Below are 19,439 nucleotides of genomic sequence, written 5' to 3'. Positions count from 1 at the left end.
GCCCGTCGGGCCGGCTCGGCAGCATTGCGGCATGCCCCTCATCGCTGTTCTCCTGACCGCTCTCCTGCACTTCTTCGGTACGGGACTCGAGCCGTTACCCCTGCTCACCTGGCTCATCCCGCTGCCCATGCTCCTGGTCGCCCCGCGGATGCGCGCCTGGACCGCGGGCGTCGCCGCGGCCGTCGCCTGGACGGCGGGCGGGATGAACATGTGGACCTACCAGCGCGACCTCCTGGAGATGCCGATCCCGCTCTCCGTGGCGAGCATCGTGGTCCCCGCGCTGGTGGCGGCGGCGGTCACGCTGGTGTTCCGCCTGCTCGTCCTGCGCGGCCGGCCGGTGCTCGCCGCACTGGCGGCGCCGGGCCTGTGGGTGGGGGCCGAGTACCTGGTGTCGATCACCACGCCCAACGGGGCGTTCTGGAGCCTGGCTTACACGCAGACCGACGTCTTGCCGGTGGCCCAGCTCGCGGCGCTCACCGGCAACTGGGGGATCAGCTTCCTCCTCATCTGCGTACCTTGCGCTCTGGCCACTCGCCGGGTCCTGGCCCCGGCGATCGCCCTCACCCTGGTTGTGGCTTCTCTCGGGTACGGCCTGGCCCGCCTGTCCGTCGCTCCTGGTACGGCCAGCCGTACGGTGGCATTGCTGGCCGCCGGGCAGCAGGGCGACTGGGCGCCCGTGGACACGGAGCGAGGCCGTACGAAGCTGAAGGAAACCCTCGACCGCCTGCGCGCCCTGCCCACTGGTACCGAGATGGCGGTCCTGGCCGAAGGCGCCTTCATCACCAAGAACGCCGACTTGCCGACCATCACCACCCCACTGCGCACCTTGGCCAAGGACCGCTCGATGACCATCGTGGCCGGGGTAATCGTCACCGACACGAACCGCAACACAGCCGTATATTTCCCACCGACCGGCGGCGCGCCCCAGACCTACCAGAAGCAGCACCTGATCCCCGGCGTCGAGCCGTACGAGCCTGGCAAGGGCATCCTGACCGTGGCTGAGCTCGGCGTGACGATCTGCAAGGACCTCGACTTCCCCGCCCTGGCCCGCGACTACCGCCGCGGCGGCGCGACACTGATGCTGGCCCCTGCCTGGGATCTGGACGCCGACGGGTGGCTGCACTCACGGATGGCGATCATGCGCGGGATCGAGAACGGTTTCTCGCTGGCCCGCAGCGGAGCGAACGGCCGCCTGACCCTAACCGACCCCTACGGTCGTATGACGACTGAGACCACCACCAGCGACCACAACCTGACCATCGCCACGGCGACGGTGACCACCGAGGGCGTGAACACGGTGGCGACCCAGTGGGGCGACTGGTTCGCCTGGCTGTGCTTGGCGGGGGCGGGTATTGCCGTCTGCGCACGCAGGAGGCCGCCATTGATCGTCTAGTCGACCTGCGGGAGGATACGTCGTGGCAACATTCAAGGCGCTTGCGGTCGCGTTAGGGCTGCTCACCCTTACCGTCGCGTGCACCGCGGACCCTCGCGCAGCCCCCACCCCATTGTCCCCTGTGATCACCGGGCATCCGGTGCCGGTGCATGGCCGTCAGCTCGGGTCCGCCATGTACGGCCACAGCAGCCGGACCGTCGCTCCGGCGGTCGGCATGGTGAACGGCAAACCGGTGATCGTCACGGGTGGCAGCGACGACCTGCTGCGTATCTGGGACCTCGCCACGCACAAGCTCATCGGTGCGCCCATTCCTGCAGGTCAGGACGGCGTGAACCACATCGAGCTGCACCGCTGGGACGGCAAGGACATCTCCGTTGTCAGCGGCGGCACGCTGCGCACCTGGGATCTCGGCGCGCGCCGCCCGCTGACCCCGCCCATGCAGACCGGGACTCTCGACACCAACCTGCTGGCCGTCGGCTCGCTCGGCGGAGCGCATGTCGCACTCACCGAAGGCAAGCAACCCTTCGAGCGCTCCAGCTCTGGAACCTGACCACAGGCCGGCCGATCGGCGCCCCGATGGAAGGGCACGGAGGCGAACCTCGCGTCGGAGCGATCGGGCAACTCGGCGCGACCACCGTAGCCGTGACCGGGGACGAGGACGGGGTGCTCCGCTCGTGGGACCTCAGCACGGGCAAAGCCCTGGCCACCGCCAAGGTGACATCGATCACCTACATGCGCAGCATGGCCATCCAGGGCGGTGTGGCGATCGTTACCGGTCCTGACGGCGAGGACGACGATCGGATGGAACGCTGGGACCTGGCCACCGGCGCCGTCACCCTGGGGGAGTCCGGTCCGAGCAGATTGTTCGAGCTCGGCGGCAAGACCGTCACGATCTCAAGCAGGGACGAGACGCTGCAGGTCGCCGACCTCGCCACGGGTGAACTCATCGGCCACGGCTGGGACGAAGACGATCTCCTGGACCATGTCGCGGCCGTGGGACGGTTTCGCACCACGCCGATCCTGGTCATCGGCGATCTCGACGCGATGCTGACGGTCTGGGATCTGCGCACGGGCAAACAGCTCGGCAAGCCGTTCTACGGCTATGGCGGGGGGATCAAGTCACTCGCCGTGACCACGGTCCGGGGGAAGACCATCGCCGTGACCACCGGTAGCGACGACACGATCCGCATGTGGGACCTGGCAACCCACCGGCCGTTTCGAGCGCCCCTCTCGTGCTCGTGCATCGAGTTCTCTCCCATGACCACGGCCATGCGTAACGGGAAGCCGGTCATCGTGTACGGCGATGTCGAGCACGGAGTGGCGGTCCGCGACGTGGCGACGGGCAAGCGGGTGGACGATGCCGACATCCTGCCTACCTCCCATGGCGGCCCCGCCCATCTCTCGGTAGCCGGATCCCGCGTGGGCATCCCGACGCAGGACGGCAAGGCCATGCTCTGGGACCTGTCGGGGGACACCTACCTTCGCCCGATCAGCGGCGCGAAGAGCGTGGACACCGTCGCGGTCGGCGACAGTCTTGCTGCGACCGCCAGTGGCGCGCAGGTGCAGCTGTGGAACCCGGCCACTGGCCAGCCGATGGGCAAGCCCATCATGAGCAAGACCGCTGTCGAATCCCTGGCGATCGGTCAGGTCGACGGCAGGAGCATCGTCTTCGTCCAGGGCAAGTTCGCCCCTGAATGGGGAAGCATCCACATGTGGGACGCTGTAACGGGCAAGCCATACGGCAAAGCCCTCCGAATCCACTCGCCGGCCATGACTGTTGCGCACATAGGCTCCCGGACGGTGCTGGTGACCGGGCAGGCCGACGGCACGGTGATCGTCTGGAACCCCAAGACGATGGAGCCCCTCCTGCCCCCGTTCCCCGGGCACCACGGGGCAGTTACGGGAGTCGCTGTGACGACGCTGGACGGCAAGCCCATCGCCGTCTCGGGCGGCGACGACGGCAGCATCCGCGTCTGGGACCTCACAGACCTGCCGCCCCGGAGGTACCCCCGACGAACCGCAGGGACGTCGGTCGCGACAATCCTCCGAGAACGTGGAGAAGAGCACAATCAATTATTCACCTGCTTCATTACGCTTTTCGTCGATCGCGCGGTGAACTGCACGGAACATCCGAATCAACTCTGGGAGCTTGGCCAAGACCTCCCTCAGTTGAGTGATCATGAGGGTGAGGAAGCCGAAACCCGCGAGCATGAAGAGTGTCAGGGTGTTCCAGTTCACGAGGTCGCCTCTGCGTTCATATCGTCCTCCCGAACGGTCACGCCGTGCCGCGCCAGGGCTTCATAGATGTCGTCGGGACCGCAGTCGATATGTTTGGCATCGTGGCGCCCCTGACAGTCCGGCGGGCACTCGAACTCAGCGCACATCTCGGGCTCGGCTGGGGCAGCCTCGTTAATGAGGTAATAGGTGAAGACGTTCGCCACTAAGCTCCTGACCCGGTACATCTGGAGGAAGAGTGCGAGCTCGACGCGTTTCACTTCAGCGCCGCCCTCCGTGTCCGCGGACAACGGCTCGGGTCGCTCCTCCACCGCCCATGCGTGTGCGGACTCCAGGGAGATCACCAGCCAAGCGAGCTGCAGTGGTTCCAGGTCTCCAGCCTCGGCCAGGCGCTCTATCGCCTCTCCGGCGCGCCGAACGTTCTCGATCGACGACAGGTAGCGCTTCAACGCTGGCAACGTGCCGCTTTGCCTCTGCACAGCGCGTCCGCTCGCTGCGTAGCGCTTTCGGCGGACCTGGGCGACGAATGCGGTAAGGCACTCCCGGCACGCCCACAGGGAATCGGTGTTGCCAGGCTCCACCGCGATGCGCTGCTTCCCAGAACTCGCAAAGGACTCTTCGCACAGGGCGCAATTGACGCCCAGCGCCTGGTTCTCGCTCGTTGTAGCCGGCATCGCGTCCAGGAGCTCACCCAGAGCGTAGGCAGGTATATGCATGGCTCCTCCTTGATTAAACGGCGCGAGCGATTTCCTGTCACCTAAACCATCTTCACCGCTCTCTGGTCGGAGGTGTCGGCTGTTGACAGCCGATCGTGGAAATTGACGGAAGCTGACTCGTGTGCTCCCCACCCTCCCTAGACTGTTGACAAAATATGACACTTGAAAGCAAGGGCGCTGCCCATGTCAAGCTCACAGAACCCGGAAAGGCACGAGGCCCTTCGAGGCCTGACAATGGCGTTGCAGGAGCTTCACCGGGCGGCGGGGCGGCCCAGCCACCGCCGGGTCAGCGATTCGATCAGGGACGGTTCCTATCCCGCGACGGTCAGCCACGAGGGCGTTCGGAGCACGCTCAAGGGTTTGCGCACCCCCCGCTGGGAGACCGTCGAGTCGATCGTCTCGTTCCTTGCCGGCTCCTGCCGACCACCCCGTGACCCGGATGCCGAGGTGGCGCGCTTCCTTCTGTTGTGGCGCGAAGTCAAGGAAGGCGATGCGGGCGCCCTTAAGTCGGCCCGAGAATTCGTCCTAGCGCAGAGCTGGGGCGATGATGGCGGCTCATGGACTCCCGAGATGGTCGCGGGAGTGATGATCAACCCCTTCTACGCGGTCGAGCTCGACCCGGCGCTCACCGTCCGGCACGCCCCGCTGATCTCCGAAGAGGAGTGGGTCAAGGTCAACCTCCGCGTCATCGAGGAGCACGGCGCCGAGTTCTTCCTGTACGCCCTACTGCGCATTCTGAAGGGTGAGTACGTGGGCGAAGGGGGGAGTCCCTACGGCTACCAGTCCCCCGGCCAGGAGATGGATGCAGACCAGGCCCGCGAGGCCTTCGACTTCACCTGCGACCAGATTATCCGGCGCCTGCGCGCCGAGCCGAACCTGCTGGCGCGTTCGATCAAGGCGTTTCACTGCGACGACAGCGTAGACGAAGAGGAGCACGAGGAGGTCTTGCGCGCGGAGTCGGACCCGAGCCTCATGAGGGAGGTTATGACTCTCTCCCCGGAGACCTGGCCGGAAGTCTCCGAGGAAGCCCACTGGGTGATCTTCATCTACCTCATCAAAGAGGGCAAGACGGTTGGCCGGCCGGGGCTTCCCCCAGAGCAGCGCTTTCTGATCACCTGGCGGATACCGGAACCACCGGATGACTAGGCCATGGATCGGCTGAGGCCCAGCGCCAGAGCTTGCAGAAGCGCCTGCTCTACGACCTATCCGGCTTGATCGGGTTCCGCGGGCGTCCCTGCCGCTGTTCGGGCTCTGCGTCACGGCACTCAAGCACTGCCAGCAGTGTGCAGGAAGGTGCAAGGAGGCGGGGGCGATGGCTGAAGTGCATGACACCCGGTGCACCTGTGCGTCACTCCTGGCGGCCCTCGACGTCCACTCGCGCGTCTACACGCAGATCCCGTCGCCGGAGACCAGGAAGGCGCTCGATCGGCTGAACCAGAGTCTGAACCCGTAGCTGTACAACGCAGCTGTACGGGCATGCAAAAGGCCCTCCCGGATGATCCCGGAGGGCCTTTCAGCTGTGGTGCAGCCGGAGGTACTCGAAACCCCAACCTTCTGATCCGTAGTCAGATGCTCTATCCATTGAGCTACGGCTGCTCGCTGTGTAAGCAAGCATAGCGGGTCTTCGCCCGTGCCTCGAACCAGATATCCCCAATCAGCTCTCCACACGCTCCTTCTTCGGCCAAAGCGTGTAGCTCACCGGCCAGATCAGCGCGATCAACGGCACCTTCACCAGGCCATACACGAAAGTGAACAGCCCCTCGGTGCGTGTCGGGTCGCCCACGAACCACGCCAGGATCGCCACGATCGCGAAGGCTATGCCGTACGCCAGCACGATCCGTAGCCACATGCCCCACTCGTAGCGCGCACGGGCCATTCCTCCCGGCGGCGGCTTCCACGGCTCCGGGCCGTTGGCGAACCTGTGGTGGAACTTGGCGTCCGCCCACCGGATCGTGCGGTGGCCGAACACGATGGAGTAGGCCAGATACGCGGCGGCGAGGCCGTGCCTGACGTCGGCTACGGCGCCGCCGCGCATGTCGATCACCGCCGCCGCCAGCAGGATCAGGTCGAGGAGGGGTACGGCGAGCAGCAGGGCGGTGCTGAGCTTGCGCTGGTTCCACAGGTAGCGGCAGGCAAGGCCGAGACCGAGCAGAACCCAGAAGCCGATCTCGCATCCGATGATTACGGCGACAATCATGGCTTCTATCCTCAGGCTCTCTCGCGCGTGGCACATCGTCGCTGGTGATGAGCCTGTGTACAACCTTCTGTGTATCCACAGGCAGCCCGTGCGGGTGAGCCGGTGGTCCGCTCGGGATGATGTCATGAGGGCATGCGACAGTCGACGCTCGGGGCACTCGGAGCCTTCGTCATGGGCTTCGTGCTGTTCCTGGGCGGCGCCTACCAGCCGAGGAACACGCCGGAGTGGCTGTTGGTGATCCCGCTGGCGGTCGCGTGCGCCGGGGTCGTGGTCAGGCGGCGGGCGCCGATGGCGGCGCTCGGCTGCGGCGTGGCCGCCCTCGGGCTCGACGTCGCGTTCGGCCCCTCGCTGGGCACGATGCTGGTGCTCACCGACAACCTCTACTCCGCCGCGCTCTACGGCCCGGTCAGATACACCCGCTGGATCCTGACCATGTGCAGCATCCTGGCGGTCGTCTTCGGGGCGGTCTACTGGTACCTCGCGCAGGACTGGCGGGCGCTGGCCGTCATGCTGATCCAGGCGGGGCTGGTGCTCGTGATCCCCGTGACGACCGCGATGGTCCTGCGCCAGCAGCGCGACCAGGCCACGGCCGAGCGGGTGCGCGCCGAGCAGGTCGCCAGGCTCGCCGAGCTGGACAGGGAGGCGGCGATCACCGCCGAGCGGACCAGGATGGCGCGCGAGCTGCACGACATGATCGCCAACCACTTCAGCGCCATCGCCATCCAGTCGACGGCCGCGCTGTCGCGCAAGGACCTCGATCCGGCCACGATCAGGAAGATCATGGAGTCGGTGCGCGAGAACAGCGTGCAGGGGATGACCGAGATGCGGTCCATGATCGGGCTGCTCAGGAGCGAGGGCGACGACTCCGAGGCGACCCGGCCGCGCGTGGCCGACGTTGGTGACCTGGTGGAACGCGCGCGTACGGCAGGCGTCGAGGCGAAGCTGACCGTCGTCGGGGAACCGCGCGGGCTGCCCGTCTCGGTGGATCTGGCGGGATATCGCATCGTCCAGGAGGCGCTGACCAATGCCATGAAACACGGCGATCACCGGGCGACCGTGGACGTGGTCTACGGCGAGCGGGACGTCACGTTAACGGTGGACAACCCGGTCAACGGGCGTCGGGCCGGGCTGCCGGGGTCGGGGGCCGGGCTGATCGGCATGCGCGAACGCGCCGCCCTGGTCGGCGGCGACTTCGAGGCGGGGCCCCGCGACGCCGGCGGGTGGCGGGTTCGGGCGAGGTTGCCTATGGATGAGGAGAGCGGATGAGCATTCGCGTGCTGGTGGCCGACGACCATGCCGCGGTCAGGGCGGGGCTCGTGATGATCCTCGAGGGCGCCGACGACATCGAGGTCGTGGGGGAGGCGGCGGACGGCGAGCAGGCGGTCGCGCTGGCCAGGGAGCTCAAACCCGACCTCGTGCTCATGGACATCCGCATGCCGCGCCTCGACGGCATTTCCGCGACCCGCGAGCTGGCCGGGGTCACGGATGTGCTGATCCTGACCACGTTCGACATCGACGAGTACGTCTTCGGCGCGCTCCGGGCGGGGGCGGCCGGGTTCCTGCTCAAGAACACCGACGCGGACGGGCTCGTCGCGGCGGTGCGGCTGGTGGCTCGCGGGGATGGGCTGATCTCGCCGTCGGTGACGCGGCGGCTGATCGCCGCGTTCGCCGGTCAGCCCGTACGGCGGGAGCCGGAGGAGGTGGAGGGCCTGACGCCTCGGGAGCGGGAGGTGCTCGCGTGCGTGGCGCGCGGGTTGTCCAACGCGGAGATCGCGCGGGAGCTGGACATGGCGGAGGCGACCACCAAGACGCACGTCAGCCGGGTGCTGGGCAAGCTGGGGCTGCGCAGTCGCGTCCAAGCGGCCATCTACTACGCGGAAGGGACCTAGGCCCGTAGTCTGACCTTCGTGAGCATGCCACCACAGGGCCCACCCCCAGAGGACCCGCACAACGGCCCACCGAACGGGCCTCACCAGGGCCACCCACCGGCCAACGGCCCGTCGACCCCGCCCCAGAACCCAGGACCCCAGGGCGGCCCGTACGGCACGCCACAAGGACCGGGCCAGGGCCAACAAGAACCAGGGCCGGGGTCCCAGGGGGGTCCCTATGGGATGCCGCCCGGGGCAGGTCAGCAGGGTGGTCCGTACGGCACGCCGCAAGGGCCAGGTCCGCAGGGGCCAGGACCGCAGGGCGGGCCGTACCCGGGGCCTGGGCAATACGGGCCGCCGCCGCCAACCCAGGCCAGCAACGCAGGCACCGTAGTAGGCCTGGCCTTCGCCGGCGTGGCCATCTACTTCGTCATCAACGTCATCCTGGCCTTCGTAGCCCTCGGCCTCGGCGGCAGCGGCAACCAGCGCGCCGCCTTCGCCGCCATAGCCATCCTCCTCGCCCTGATCGCCTTCGGCGGCGGCATAACCCTGCTCATCGTCCGCAAACCCTGGTCCAAAGGCCTGGGCCTGGGCCTGATGATCGGCTGGGCCCTGGCTTCGATCGTCTCCGCCGGATTCTGCACCGGCCTGAACCCCGGCATGTACACCTGACGTGCACGAACTCTTCGTAGCCCTCGGCGTACTGGCAGCCGCCGTCGTCTACGTCCACGAGGCCCGCCGCCGAGGCGCGCTCAACGAGCAGGCCCTGGCCACCGTCGCAGGCGCCCTGGTGGGCGGCGCGATCGGCATGCGTCTGGCCGGTTTCGCCGAATACTTCGAGGGCTTCTGGCTGTACGGCTCCCGCAGCATCCTCGGCGGCCTGACCGGCGCGTACGTCGGCGTCCTCATCGCCAAGAAGATCATCGGCCACCGCGAGAAGACCGGCGACCTGTTCGCCCCAGCGGTGGCGCTCGGCATGGCCATCGGAAGGATCGGCTGCCACCTCACCGAGGCGCCCGGCCGCCCGACCGACCTGCCGTGGGGCATCCACGCCCCGGCGACGACCCCGGAGTGCCCAGGCTGCCTGACCGGCCAGGCGATGCACCCGTCGTTCGTCTACGAGATCATCTTCCAGCTCGCCGCCTTCGCCTGGCTGATGTGGGCGCGCAAGCGCCTGACCCAGCCCGGCGAGCTGTTCACCCTGTACGTTGCCGCGTACGCCGTCTTCCGGTTCCTCGTGGAGTTCACCAGGGCGAACGAGACCGTCTGGCTCGATCTGACGCAGCCGCAGTGGTTCCTGATCCCGAGCATGGCGCTGATCGCAGGACGGCTGGTGTACGGCTACCGCCGAGGCTTCTACGACCCATTGCTGAAGAGAGAGGTGGCAGCGTGAGCACCGGGATGGGACTGCGGGGGGACCGCATCCTGCGATACGTCAACGCGTTCTGCCCGCACTGCGAGGACCCGCTGGAGCAGGTGCAGCGGCTCAGCGGTTACCTGGTCGACAGGGACGGCAAGGTCTGGCTGGAACGCGGCTGCCGCAAGCACGGCCTGATCAGGACCCTCTACGACGAGGACCCCGAGATCATGGCGTACCTGGAGGAATGGACCGCTCCCACCAAGCAGCACGTGCCGGATATTTCGGGAAACTTTGCTCCGATCCCCGGCGCCTACCTCAAGGGCCTGCCGGAGATGCAGACCCAGCACACCTGCATCCTGCTGGAAGACATCGTCGAGACGTGCAACCTGCGCTGTCCCACCTGTTTCGCCGACAGCTCACCGGACCTCGCCGGGATCGTCCCGCTCGCCGACGTGCTGGCCAACGTCGACCAGCGGCTGGAGCGCGAGAACGGCAAGCTCGACGTCCTCATGCTCAGCGGCGGCGAGCCCACCCTCCACCCGGAGCTGGGCAAACTCCTCGACGAGCTCATGGCCCGGCCGATCACCCGCATCCTGATCAACACCAACGGCATGCTGCTCGCCCAGGACGACACCCTGCTCGACCTGCTCACCGAGCACCGCGAGCGGGTCGAGGTCTACCTGCAGTACGACGGGGTCTCGGCCGAGGCCTCGCGCCACCACCGCGGCGGCGACCTGCGCCGGTTCAAGGCGCTGGCCGTCGAGCGCCTGTCCGAGCGCGAGATCTTCACCACCCTCGTCATGACCGTGGCCCTGGGCGTCAACGACGGCGAGATAGGCGACGTCGTACGGCTGGCGCTGGACACCCCGTTCGTCGGCGGCGTCTCCATCCAGCCGCAGTTCGGCTCCGGGCGCAGCAGCGCGATCGACCCGATGGACCGGCTCACCCACACCGGCGTGCTCAAGCGCCTCGAACCGCAGACCGGCGGCCTGGTGACCTGGCGCGACCTCACCGCGCTGCCCTGCTCGCACCCGCACTGCTGCTCGGTCGGCTACATGATCCGCGACGACGCGCAGGCCTGGCGCTCGCTGACCACGCTGATCGGCCACGACCGGCTCAAGGCCAACCTCGGCCTGGTCTCCAACCGCATCGCGGACACCGAGCTCCCGCGCGAGCTGCGGCTGGCCGTACAGGAGTCTTTGCTCGGGCTGCTGTCCGAGCAGTCGTCGCTGTCGCACCCGCAGGTCGGCGACCTGTGGCGAAATATCTGTGAAAACTGTGATCTCGGGGTGTCGACGCTGCTCGCTCTGGCGTCGTCCGCGCTGCCCGGCAGGCGCAAGAAGCTGCGCAGGATGCTGGGGGAGCGCGTCGTACGGATCACGATCAAGCCGTTCATGGACCTGTCGACGATGATCGAGGAACGGCTCACGCAGTGCTGCGTGCACGTGGGCACCCGGGCGGAGCAGGACCAGTGCGCGCCGTTCTGCGCGGTCCAGGCCTGGCCCGAGCTGTCCAGGCAGCGGCTGTCGGCGGTGGCGCGCGGATGAAGGCCGAGCCGTACGACCCGCTTCGTCTGTGCGTGTACGCCACGATCGCCCTGCTGGCCTGGGTGTTCGGGCCGTGGGCGCTGCTGGGGTTCGCCGTGCTGGGGTTCGTCGGCTACTACAAAGCGCGACGAGCCGGGCTGACCCGCAGCAAATGCCTGCTCAGGGATACCCGGCTCGTGCTCGCCTATCTCGGACTGCTGGCGCTCGTCGCGGTGGGCGCGATCGTCTACGCCTTCGCCACGTAGAGCAGCAGCGCCTCGGCCACGCACACCGCTCGCCGTTCGCCTTCGAGCTCCACGGAGACCTTGAGCTCGGCCAGCTGACCCGCGGGGGAGTTCTTGACCGAGACGATCTGCCCGGTCGCCCGCACCCGCGAGCCGACCGGGACCGGCTTGGCGAAACGCACCTTGTTGAGGCCGAAGTTCACCGCCATCTCGATCTCGCCGACGCTCATGAGCTGGGTCATGAACGACGGCAGCAGCGAGAGCGTCAGGAACCCGTGCGCGATCGTGCCGCCGAACGGGGACTCCTTGGCCCGCTCCGGGTCGACGTGGATCCACTGGTGGTCGTCGGTGGCGTCGGCGAAGGTGTTGACCTGCTCCTGAGTGACGGTCCGCCACTCGGTGGGGCCGAGCGTCTCGCCGACGGCCTCCTTCAGTTCCTGCACGTTGGCAAAGGTCCGCATCCCCCTATTGTGCTGGAGGAACGGCGGCGAGATTCACCACGCGGTACTCGTCGGGCTTGTCGCCCTTGGTGGCGTCCCAGTAGATGATCGTGGACGGCTCCGGCGATGTGCCGACACCGAAGGAGTTGCCCGGCCGCTTCCAGGTGACGTACGTGCCCGTGGCGAGGTCGTGCGCGCCGTTCGCCTCGCCGGTGAAACGGTCGAGAATCGGGTACGGCCGCAGCCCGAACGCGAAGCCGTCACCGCTCTTCCTGAAGCCGGTGCCGTCGACGCGCTGCATGAAGCCGCCCTCGTTCGTCCTGCCGACACACCAGGTCGGGCCGCAACGCAGGTCGATCGCGCCTTGGGGAGCCTTGATCTCCCGGGTTTCGCCCGTGGCGATGTTCTTGACCGTCGACTGATTGCTGTTCATCTCAGCGGGCACGTCGCTCAGCCACGGCCAGTCGATCAGCGATGCGCCTGTGGCGAACTTGCGTGGTTCGCCCCCGGTGAGCGGGATGGTCCACAGCTCCCTGCCGTCCTCTCCCCAGACGACGTTCTCCCCGTCGAGGGCGATGGAGTCCATGAGCTTGTGCTCGCCGGTGAACGTCGCGACCATGCGGGCGTCACCACCGGCCAGCGGAGCCGTCCAGATCTCTCGAACGGCGGTGCCGTCCTTCGTCTCCGCGTTCACGTACCAGGCCAGGTTGGCCGCGTCGTGCGCCGTGTCCTGCGGGAAGTACTTCTTCAGCCCCGGCGTCACCGGCACCTTCGTCACCACGCGGGCCGTACGGGTCTCGGTGTTGTAGACCTCGATCGCGCCCGCCTTCTCGAACGACGATTCGGCGTTGAGCAGAATCTCGGTCGCGCTCAAAGCGGTGATCGGCCGGTAGCGCCAGCCGTCGGCGTTCTTGGCGGGCATCGTGAAGATCGCCTGTGGCCAGACCTCCTCGATCGGCCTGCCTTCGGACGGCGTCGTCTCGACGATCGCGCTCGGTTCCGGTTCGGGTTGCGCCGCCGCTTCCCCGCCCCCGCGGGAGAAGGCGACAGCCGTACCACCCATGACCGTCACGACCGCGGCGGCCGCCAGCACCGCCTGGGCCCTTCTCCTGGAACGGCGGCGCCGCCGCGCACCCAGCCCCTGCAGCAGGTCGCGCTCCGGCGCCCGCTCGGCCGCCTGGCGCAACGCGCTCCCCAGCTCCTCTTCCGTCCTCATGCCCGTCCCCTCTCCAGCACGCCTGGCAACACGCGGAGCGCGGCCAGCGCCCGCGAGGCCTGGCTGCGCACCGTTCCCCGTGAGATGCCGAGGATCTCGGCGATCTCGTGATCGGACAGGTCCTCGTAGTAGCGCAGGACGATCACGGCCCGCTGCTTGCGCGGCAGCGTACGCAGGTCGTTCCACAGCTCGCCGAAGGTGTGCCTGTCGTCGTACGAGCCCTCAGGCACGTCGTCCGTCACGCGCTCTCTGCGCCGCCTGCGCCACCAGCTCACGTGCTGGCGGGCCATGATCGTGCGCACGTAACCCTCGGGGTCGTCCTTGTTGCGCACCCGCTGCCACGTGTCGCCGAGCTTGAGCAGGGCCTCCTGCACGAGGTCCGCCGCGTCGTCGGCGTTCCCGGTCAGCACGTAGCCGTAGCGCAACAGGGCGGAACCCCTGGCACGGACGAAGTCTTCGAACTCCACATCCCAGGGACGCTCGAACGAGTGGTTCTGTTGCAAAGATCTTTACTCGAATCTCTCGCGCACCTGTTCGATGCCGCGCTACAGTTCTCGGTATCGACTCGAACAGAGGTTCGGCCAGGTAGAGGGGGGTGTGTCCGGATGGCGGTTCTCGCACCGACACGCCCTTGCGCTTTCTTCCCAAATCTAAGACGGCCGCTATATCCGGCAATAAAGTCCGAGAGCGTGGATCCCGTGCGCAACCCCTACGCCCCCGGAGCCGGGCAGCGCCCGCCGGAGCTCGCCGGGCGTGACCGAGAGCTCCAGCAGTTCGAGGTCGTGCTCGAGCGCGTCGCCCGTGGCCGTCCCGAGCGCAGCATGGTCGTCACCGGCCTGCGCGGCGTCGGCAAGACCGTGCTCCTCAACACCTTCAAGTCGATGGCGATGCAGCGGCTGTGGGGGACCGGCAAGATCGAGGCCCGTCCCGAACAGTCGATCCGCCGTCCCGTCGCGGCCGCCCTGCACATGGCGATCCGCGAGCTCGCCCCCAGGCATCGCGGGCCGGAGCGCATCGAGGAGTTCCTCGGCGTGCTCAAGGCGTTCGCGATGCGCGACCCTTCAGCCGCCAAGGGCACCTCGCACTGGTCGCCCGGCATCGACGTCCCGGCCAGCCGTGGCCGCGCCGACTCCGGCGATCTGGAGATCGACCTGACCGAGCTGTTCGTCGACGCGGCGAGCGTGGCCACCGACCTCGGGGTGGGCATCGCGCTCTTCATCGACGAGATGCAGGACGTGCAGGCCGCCGACATCTCGGCGCTGTGTGCCGCCTGCCACGAGCTGTCGCAGTCCGGCGGTCCGCTGATCGTCGTCGGCGCCGGGCTGCCGCACCTGCCGAGCGTGTTGTCGGCCAGCAAGTCCTACTCCGAGCGGCTGTTCCGCTACGCGCGTATCGACAAGCTCGACCGCGAGGCGGCCGACATGGCGCTGATCCTTCCGGCGCGCGAGGAGCAGGTCGAGTTCACCCAGGAGGCGCTCGACGCCCTCTACGAGGCTGCCGACGGTTATCCGTACTTCGTGCAGGCCTACGGCAAGGTCGCGTGGGACCTCGCGCCGCGCAGCCCGATCACGATCGACGACGTCAAGGTCTCGGCGCCCGAGGCGGAGGAGGAGCTCGCGGTGGGCTTCTTCGGCAGCCGCTACGAGCGCGCCACCCCCGCCGAGCGTGACTACATGCATGCGATGGCCTCCATCGGCGACGAGCCCGTCGCCACCTCAGACGTGGCCGACGCGCTCGGCCGTAAGCCGTCCAGCCTGTCGCCGGCGCGCGACAGCCTCATCAAGAAAGGGCTCATCTTCAGCGCCGAGCGCGGGCTGATCGCGTTCACCGTGCCGCATTTCGGGAGGTTCCTGCGTGCGCAACCAATCTAGAGCCTGTGCTGGCCTGTAAAGCTCTCTCTTGGCCTGTCTAGTGGGGAAGCTAGATAGGCCAAGAGAGGTTGATATCGCGTTGTATTGGGCTGTCTAGCGTCAGGCCGATACAGCCGTATATTCCGGCAGAGACCCGCTGTCGTCCGTCCCGACGACGGCGACGCGCACTGCTGGGTGCCGTCCGCTGAGGTAGACGGCGAAGACGACGTCGGCTTTGTCATGGTTCTGGAAGACGAAGAAGCGCCAGCACAGTTCACGCCAGCTGTCATAGGGATCAGTCGAGAGCAGACCATCGGCATGTGCGCGCCAGGTGCTGCTGGACTTCAGCCGCGCCAGGCTGACGCTTTCCACGCCCGGGCGCTGCTCGCATGGCGCGCGGTAGCGCAACCGGTCGACCGCCTCCTCCAGTTCCGGCGAGAGCACCGCGATGACCAGCAGTCCGGCCAGCGTCAGCCAGCCGGGGCTGAGCACCGCGGCCAGGCCGGCGACCGGTGACCAGAGCGAGACGATCGCCATGCCGGTCAGCGCGATCGTCCTGCCGAGCGACCTGCGGCCGACCGGCGCCGCGCTCACCTCGCCGAAGCAGCCGCACCCGGCGTCGGGGCGGCGCCTGCGCAGCTCCCACAACACGTAGGTCGACAGCGCGAAGAACGCGACCGAGCCCCAGCGGAAGAAGGGATGGGTGGAGAACAGCAGACCCGTCGCCAGGAACAGCTCGCCGCCCGCGCAGAAGATCATCGCAGGCGTGCGGAACCTGTCAGGCACGAGTACGGCGGGCCCGAGCCTGGTGAGCCCACCCGGCTCCACGTCCTTGCGCGCGGTGGCCAGCTTCGCGCCGGCGCCCATGGCCAGCAGCGCGACCAGGACCGGCAGCTGCGATTCGAACACGTCTCACCCCAATCCGACTCGGGCATTGAAGCACCCTTTGGTCAGGTCCCCACCCAGCTCGACGAACGACGAGGGCGACAGCTCCACGATCCGCCCCCGCGGCGACGTGCCGCACTCCACGCACCGGTCGCAGAACCGACCGGCCATACAGCCGCACGCGACGATCGGGATGTTCGCCGACCGGTCCGCGCACACGTTCCGCACCTGCAGCAAGGAGCCGATGGCCAGGTACGGCAGGCCGACACACGAGACCTCCGCGTCCGGGCACCCGGCGTCGGAACGCTCCACCATCGGGTAGGCCGCGCCCCGCTCGTCCTCGTCGAAGGCGTCCGACCAGGTCGCCGTGCCCGAGATCCGCGACTGCACCCCCCCGTACGCCGGAGGAGGAGCCGGTACGGCTCGCGCCGGATAGGCGGGCTGCGAGGTGGCGGGCAGCAGCGCCTTGGTCGTGCCGTCCTGCCTGATGCCGATCGCGTCGAACAGGAAGCCGGGCTCGAACTGCGGATGCCGTACCCGCAGGCGGCCGGTGGCGCGGTAGGGGATCACGATGCTCCTGCGTCCCCGATGCGGGCCGCAGTCGAGCTCGACGGTGACGTCCTTGCGTCCCTCGATGGAGACGATGGTGCCGGTCGCGCGGGTGGTGTCGGCCCAGATGCGCTCGACGACCCGGCCCTCGCGCAGCGTACGCATCGTGACCTGGGCGCCGACCGGGAGATCGGCGGGGGCGACGTCCTGGCCGTGCCAGGCGGTGGCCCAGGGCGCGATCACCAGGCGTTCTTCGACGCCTTCCGCGGATTCCAGCAGGATGAGATGGGGACTGACGTCGAGGACGACACCGGTCACCGCGTGTAGGGGGTCTCCGCCCTGGGGGTCGGGGCCCGCGATGCCCACCTCGCGGCCGAGAGCGGCAGCGGCGAGTGCTCTTCTGCGCTCCACGCTCGGAAATCCTGTCACATTCATAGCGTCACACGACTTAGAGCGCGGCTCATGTCGTACACCTCGGAAGAGAGCAAAATACGCATCCCCGGTGGAATGTGTTGACAACCGGTGGGTGGCAAAGCTGCCACCCACCTTGACCGACCTTTAATGTCGGAGGGACAAATCCTGGATTCCGGTTCAGCCTGAACAGGGCATCCGGCTGCGATTCTGACGTCGATGCAGACTGTCAGGGAAGATGAGGAGTTCCACGAGTACGTCCGGACTCGTGGCCCTGCTCTGTTGCGCACGGCGCACCAGCTGACCGGGCACGCGTGTGACGCGGAGGATCTGCTGCAGAGCGCGCTCACGAAGACCTACCTGGCCTGGGATCGCATCCAGGATCTTCGCGCCCTGGATGGATATGTCCGGCGGGCGATGGTCAACATCAACATCTCGCAGTGGCGACGGCGGAGGCTGGAGGAGTATCCGTCCGAGGAACTGCCCGAGCCGGTCTCGTGGGAATGTTCCTCGTTCGAGGGGTTGGAGGCCGCTCTCGAACGGCTGCCGCCGCGGATGCGCGCGGCGATCGTGCTGCGCTACTACGAGGATCTGAGCGAGCCGGAGGTCGCCAGCAGGCTCGGGATCAGCGTGGGGACGGTGAAGAGCACGGTCTCGCGGGCGATGGCCAAGCTCAGAGACGAACTCCTTCAGCGTCCGCCCTAGCCTCCAGATCGGCGCCGGCCGTGGCGCAGGGCCGTACGACATCCCTGATCTTTCGCAAGGTGGTCAGGAACGTCGCCAGCTCCTCGTCGCCGAGCAGCCCGGTCAAGTTGTCCTCGATGTCGGCAAGATGACCGGGCAACACACTGAAGAGGCGTTCACGGCCTTTGTCGGTGAGGGTGGCGTAGGAGGCGCGCCGGTCGGTGGCGCAGGCGATGCGGGCCACCAGGTCGTCACGTTCCAAACGGTCGACGACCCGGGTGACCCCGCTCGTGGACAGGCCGGTCTGCGCGGCGAGGTCGCTCATCCGGAGGCTCTGTCGGGGTGAACGGCCCAGCCTGATCAGCGTCTCGAAGTCGATCTCGGAAAGCCCGGCGCCGGCGAACACCGGCTGGAACCGGGCGGAGAGCCCGGCGTAGACCTCGGCCAGCAGGCCTATGGCCGTCAGCCGAGGGTCGTCAAGAGGGAGCACGTTCATACTCTAGAGGACGTTAGTTGACGAGCGGAATATTCCTCATGTAGACCTTTGTTGAAGCAAACATCCGCACCGCAAGCATCTCTGAGGGAGACATCATGAGCACTCGTACCTGGGAAGGCCTGTCCATCCCCGCCGCCGGCACCTACAACCTGGACGTCGCGCACACGAACATCGGTTTCGTGGTCAAGCACATGATGGTGAGCAAGGTACGCGGAAAGTTCGATTCGTTCGCCGGATCCGTCACGATCGCCGAGAACCCGCTGGAGTCGTCCGCACAGCTGACGATCCAGGCGGACAGCATCGACACCGGCGTCGCCGACCGCAACGGCCACCTCCGCAGCGACGACTTCCTGGCCGCGGAGAAGTTCCCCGAGATCACCTTCCAGAGCACCCGCGTCGTGGGCCACTCGGGCGACGAGTTCACCGTCGCCGGCGACCTCACCATCCGTGACGTCACCAAGGAAGTGGAGCTGACGGTCGAGTACGGCGGCGCCGGGACGAACCCTTACGGGCAGGAGGTCTGGGGGTTCTCGATCAAGACCGAGTTCGACCGCGAGGAGTTCGGACTCACGTGGAACGCGGCTCTGGAGACGGGTGGCGTGCTGGTGGGCAAGGTCGTGAAGATCGAGATCGAGGGCGAGGCTAACCCGGCGTAGGTCGTGGTTGTCCACAGGCTTGGACAGCGTTACCCACAGGCAGTGGATAACCTGGAGTGACGACGCTTTGGGGTATCGCTTTGCTGCATGGTCAGAAGGCCGGTACGCTGTCCTGAGCCGCGTGGCTACCGGGAGGATTCGCCTAGTCAGGTCTATGGCGCCGCACTGCTAATGCGGTTTGGTGGCAACACCATCCGGGGTTCAAATCCCCGATCCTCCGCAGGTCGGAAAGGCCCTCACCCTTCATGGGGTGAGGGCCTTTCGCGTTCCGCCCGCCCACCCTCCACCCGCCCACCCACCCGCCCCCGGTCCTGCTGTGGCGGGCCACCGCAGGCAGCTTGCGTGGTGCTGTGAGGACCTGAGGTCCCGCGCGGAGAAGGCGCTGAGGTGGTGAGATCTTGCCGACAGGAACTAGGCGTTCTGTCGAGTGAGCATGAATTGTCCGCTCGCGAGCTAGACGGTGGGTCTGTCATGATCCGCATGTGCCAGATTTCAAGGTTCGGTTCCGTGGCTACAACAGATGGCAGGTCAACGAGCTGGAAGCACGCGTTGAGCGGTCGCTGGCTGGCTCTGGCGAGATGACTGCGGATGACCTGCGCGCCGAGATGGACAACGGGCTCTTCGAGCTGGTGCTCAGAGGCTATGACCGAGACGAGGTCCATGCGGCTCTGCAGGACTGGATCCAGCGGCTCGAACGCCTGAGCTGACGTCG

Annotated in this window: 23 protein-coding genes and 2 tRNA genes; 16 read left to right on the top strand and 9 right to left on the bottom strand. The window is 67.5% G+C overall.

Annotated elements, in window-relative coordinates:
- The first annotated feature begins 31 nt into the window (after positions 1-31).
- The 3 genes from ACIBG8_RS44360 to ACIBG8_RS44350 all read left to right on the top strand — a co-directional run bounded on the left by ACIBG8_RS44360 (position 32) and on the right by ACIBG8_RS44350 (position 3,697).
- Complete coding sequence (locus ACIBG8_RS44360) at positions 32-1,393, top strand: nitrilase-related carbon-nitrogen hydrolase (protein ID WP_397349293.1); 1,362 nt, start codon at positions 32-34, stop codon at positions 1,391-1,393.
- Positions 1,394-1,415: 22 nt separating this feature from the next.
- Positions 1,416-1,943, top strand: coding sequence for a hypothetical protein (locus ACIBG8_RS44355; RefSeq protein ID WP_397349292.1), 528 nt, complete (start codon positions 1,416-1,418; stop codon positions 1,941-1,943).
- A gap of 92 nt (positions 1,944-2,035) precedes the next feature.
- Positions 2,036-3,697, top strand: coding sequence for a WD40 repeat domain-containing protein (locus ACIBG8_RS44350; protein WP_397349291.1), 1,662 nt, complete (start codon positions 2,036-2,038; stop codon positions 3,695-3,697).
- On the opposite strand, the gene ACIBG8_RS44345 is transcribed toward ACIBG8_RS44350, so the two are convergent.
- Entirely contained in the window at positions 3,628-4,344 is a 717-nt protein-coding gene (locus ACIBG8_RS44345) for a hypothetical protein (RefSeq protein WP_397349290.1), read from the bottom strand. The two genes, ACIBG8_RS44350 and ACIBG8_RS44345, sit on opposite strands and share 70 nt — an antisense overlap.
- Positions 4,345-4,578: 234 nt before the next feature.
- Here ACIBG8_RS44345 and ACIBG8_RS44340 point away from each other — a divergent pair, with 234 nt between their 5' ends.
- Positions 4,579-5,490, top strand: a complete 912-nt coding sequence (locus ACIBG8_RS44340; protein ID WP_397349289.1) for a hypothetical protein — start codon at positions 4,579-4,581, stop codon at positions 5,488-5,490.
- Positions 5,491-5,656: 166 nt separating this feature from the next.
- On the top strand, positions 5,657-5,797 hold the full coding sequence (locus ACIBG8_RS44335; RefSeq protein ID WP_397349288.1) for a hypothetical protein: 141 nt from the start codon (positions 5,657-5,659) through the stop codon (positions 5,795-5,797).
- A 67-nt stretch (positions 5,798-5,864) separates the two neighbouring features.
- On the opposite strand, the gene ACIBG8_RS44330 is transcribed toward ACIBG8_RS44335, so the two are convergent.
- A tRNA-Arg gene (locus ACIBG8_RS44330) sits at positions 5,865-5,940 on the bottom strand.
- Between the two features lie 58 nt (positions 5,941-5,998).
- Positions 5,999-6,541, bottom strand: a complete 543-nt coding sequence (locus ACIBG8_RS44325; RefSeq protein ID WP_397349287.1) for a hypothetical protein — start codon at positions 6,539-6,541, stop codon at positions 5,999-6,001.
- A 132-nt stretch (positions 6,542-6,673) separates the two neighbouring features.
- On the opposite strand from ACIBG8_RS44325, the gene ACIBG8_RS44320 reads away from it, so the two are divergent.
- The 6 genes from ACIBG8_RS44320 (at position 6,674) to ACIBG8_RS44295 (ending at position 11,561) form a co-directional block, all read left to right on the top strand.
- Entirely contained in the window at positions 6,674-7,807 is a 1,134-nt protein-coding gene (locus ACIBG8_RS44320; RefSeq protein WP_397349286.1) for a sensor histidine kinase, read from the top strand.
- Positions 7,804-8,430 (top strand): response regulator, encoded by a 627-nt coding sequence (locus ACIBG8_RS44315; RefSeq protein ID WP_397349285.1) that lies wholly within the window; start codon positions 7,804-7,806, stop codon positions 8,428-8,430. The genes ACIBG8_RS44320 and ACIBG8_RS44315 overlap by 4 nt, the downstream gene beginning before the upstream one ends.
- Before the next feature lie 222 nt (positions 8,431-8,652).
- Positions 8,653-9,081: a hypothetical protein gene (locus ACIBG8_RS44310; protein ID WP_397349284.1), complete on the top strand. Its 429-nt coding sequence runs from the start codon at positions 8,653-8,655 to the stop codon at positions 9,079-9,081.
- Position 9,082: 1 nt separating this feature from the next.
- A complete protein-coding gene (locus tag ACIBG8_RS44305) occupies positions 9,083-9,802 on the top strand; it encodes a prolipoprotein diacylglyceryl transferase (RefSeq protein WP_397349283.1) in 720 nt (239 codons plus the stop codon).
- Positions 9,799-11,316: a radical SAM protein gene (locus ACIBG8_RS44300; protein ID WP_397349282.1), complete on the top strand. Its 1,518-nt coding sequence runs from the start codon at positions 9,799-9,801 to the stop codon at positions 11,314-11,316. Before ACIBG8_RS44305 ends, ACIBG8_RS44300 begins: the two co-directional genes overlap by 4 nt.
- Entirely contained in the window at positions 11,313-11,561 is a 249-nt protein-coding gene (locus ACIBG8_RS44295; RefSeq protein ID WP_397349281.1) for a hypothetical protein, read from the top strand. The genes ACIBG8_RS44300 and ACIBG8_RS44295 overlap by 4 nt, the downstream gene beginning before the upstream one ends.
- Here the strand turns inward: ACIBG8_RS44295 and ACIBG8_RS44290 are convergent.
- Genes ACIBG8_RS44290 through ACIBG8_RS44280 form a run of 3 tightly spaced genes read right to left on the bottom strand, consistent with a single transcriptional unit; the run spans position 11,543 to position 13,663 of the window.
- Complete coding sequence (locus ACIBG8_RS44290; protein WP_397349280.1) at positions 11,543-12,001, bottom strand: MaoC family dehydratase; 459 nt, start codon at positions 11,999-12,001, stop codon at positions 11,543-11,545. The genes ACIBG8_RS44295 and ACIBG8_RS44290 overlap by 19 nt on opposite strands.
- A gap of 4 nt (positions 12,002-12,005) precedes the next feature.
- Complete coding sequence (locus ACIBG8_RS44285; RefSeq protein WP_397349279.1) at positions 12,006-13,196, bottom strand: hypothetical protein; 1,191 nt, start codon at positions 13,194-13,196, stop codon at positions 12,006-12,008.
- The gene (locus tag ACIBG8_RS44280) at positions 13,193-13,663 is read right to left on the bottom strand and encodes a SigE family RNA polymerase sigma factor (RefSeq protein ID WP_397349278.1); all 471 of its coding nucleotides are present in this window, start codon (positions 13,661-13,663) and stop codon (positions 13,193-13,195) included. Before ACIBG8_RS44280 ends, ACIBG8_RS44285 begins: the two co-directional genes overlap by 4 nt.
- A gap of 222 nt (positions 13,664-13,885) precedes the next feature.
- Between ACIBG8_RS44280 and ACIBG8_RS44275 the strand changes: the two genes are divergently transcribed.
- A complete protein-coding gene (locus ACIBG8_RS44275; protein WP_397349277.1) occupies positions 13,886-15,067 on the top strand; it encodes an AAA family ATPase in 1,182 nt (393 codons plus the stop codon).
- Between the two features lie 99 nt (positions 15,068-15,166).
- Here ACIBG8_RS44275 and ACIBG8_RS44270 read toward each other — a convergent pair whose 3' ends face one another.
- Positions 15,167-15,955: a MauE/DoxX family redox-associated membrane protein gene (locus ACIBG8_RS44270; RefSeq protein WP_397349276.1), complete on the bottom strand. Its 789-nt coding sequence runs from the start codon at positions 15,953-15,955 to the stop codon at positions 15,167-15,169.
- Between the two features lie 3 nt (positions 15,956-15,958).
- Positions 15,959-16,909, bottom strand: a complete 951-nt coding sequence (locus tag ACIBG8_RS44265) for a hypothetical protein (protein WP_397349275.1) — start codon at positions 16,907-16,909, stop codon at positions 15,959-15,961.
- 201 nt (positions 16,910-17,110) lie between these two features.
- Between ACIBG8_RS44265 and ACIBG8_RS44260 the strand changes: the two genes are divergently transcribed.
- A complete protein-coding gene (locus ACIBG8_RS44260; protein ID WP_397349274.1) occupies positions 17,111-17,596 on the top strand; it encodes a SigE family RNA polymerase sigma factor in 486 nt (161 codons plus the stop codon).
- Here the strand turns inward: ACIBG8_RS44260 and ACIBG8_RS44255 are convergent.
- Complete coding sequence (locus ACIBG8_RS44255) at positions 17,565-18,071, bottom strand: MarR family winged helix-turn-helix transcriptional regulator (protein ID WP_397349273.1); 507 nt, start codon at positions 18,069-18,071, stop codon at positions 17,565-17,567. The genes ACIBG8_RS44260 and ACIBG8_RS44255 overlap by 32 nt on opposite strands.
- A 95-nt stretch (positions 18,072-18,166) precedes the next feature.
- Between ACIBG8_RS44255 and ACIBG8_RS44250 the strand changes: the two genes are divergently transcribed.
- From ACIBG8_RS44250 to ACIBG8_RS44240, 3 genes are all read left to right on the top strand, one after another.
- Complete coding sequence (locus ACIBG8_RS44250; protein WP_397349272.1) at positions 18,167-18,727, top strand: YceI family protein; 561 nt, start codon at positions 18,167-18,169, stop codon at positions 18,725-18,727.
- 131 nt (positions 18,728-18,858) lie between these two features.
- A tRNA-Ser gene (locus ACIBG8_RS44245) sits at positions 18,859-18,947 on the top strand.
- A gap of 262 nt (positions 18,948-19,209) precedes the next feature.
- Positions 19,210-19,434 (top strand): hypothetical protein, encoded by a 225-nt coding sequence (locus ACIBG8_RS44240; protein ID WP_397349271.1) that lies wholly within the window; start codon positions 19,210-19,212, stop codon positions 19,432-19,434.
- Positions 19,435-19,439: the final 5 nt, after the last annotated feature.

Origin of the sequence: Nonomuraea sp. NPDC050556, assembly GCF_044457355.1 — a bacterium.
In the GTDB taxonomy this organism is placed as follows: Bacteria; Actinomycetota; Actinomycetes; order Streptosporangiales; family Streptosporangiaceae; genus Nonomuraea.
Note: the sequence above shows the minus strand (reverse complement) of the source record. Positions and strands in the feature narration are given on the sequence as shown.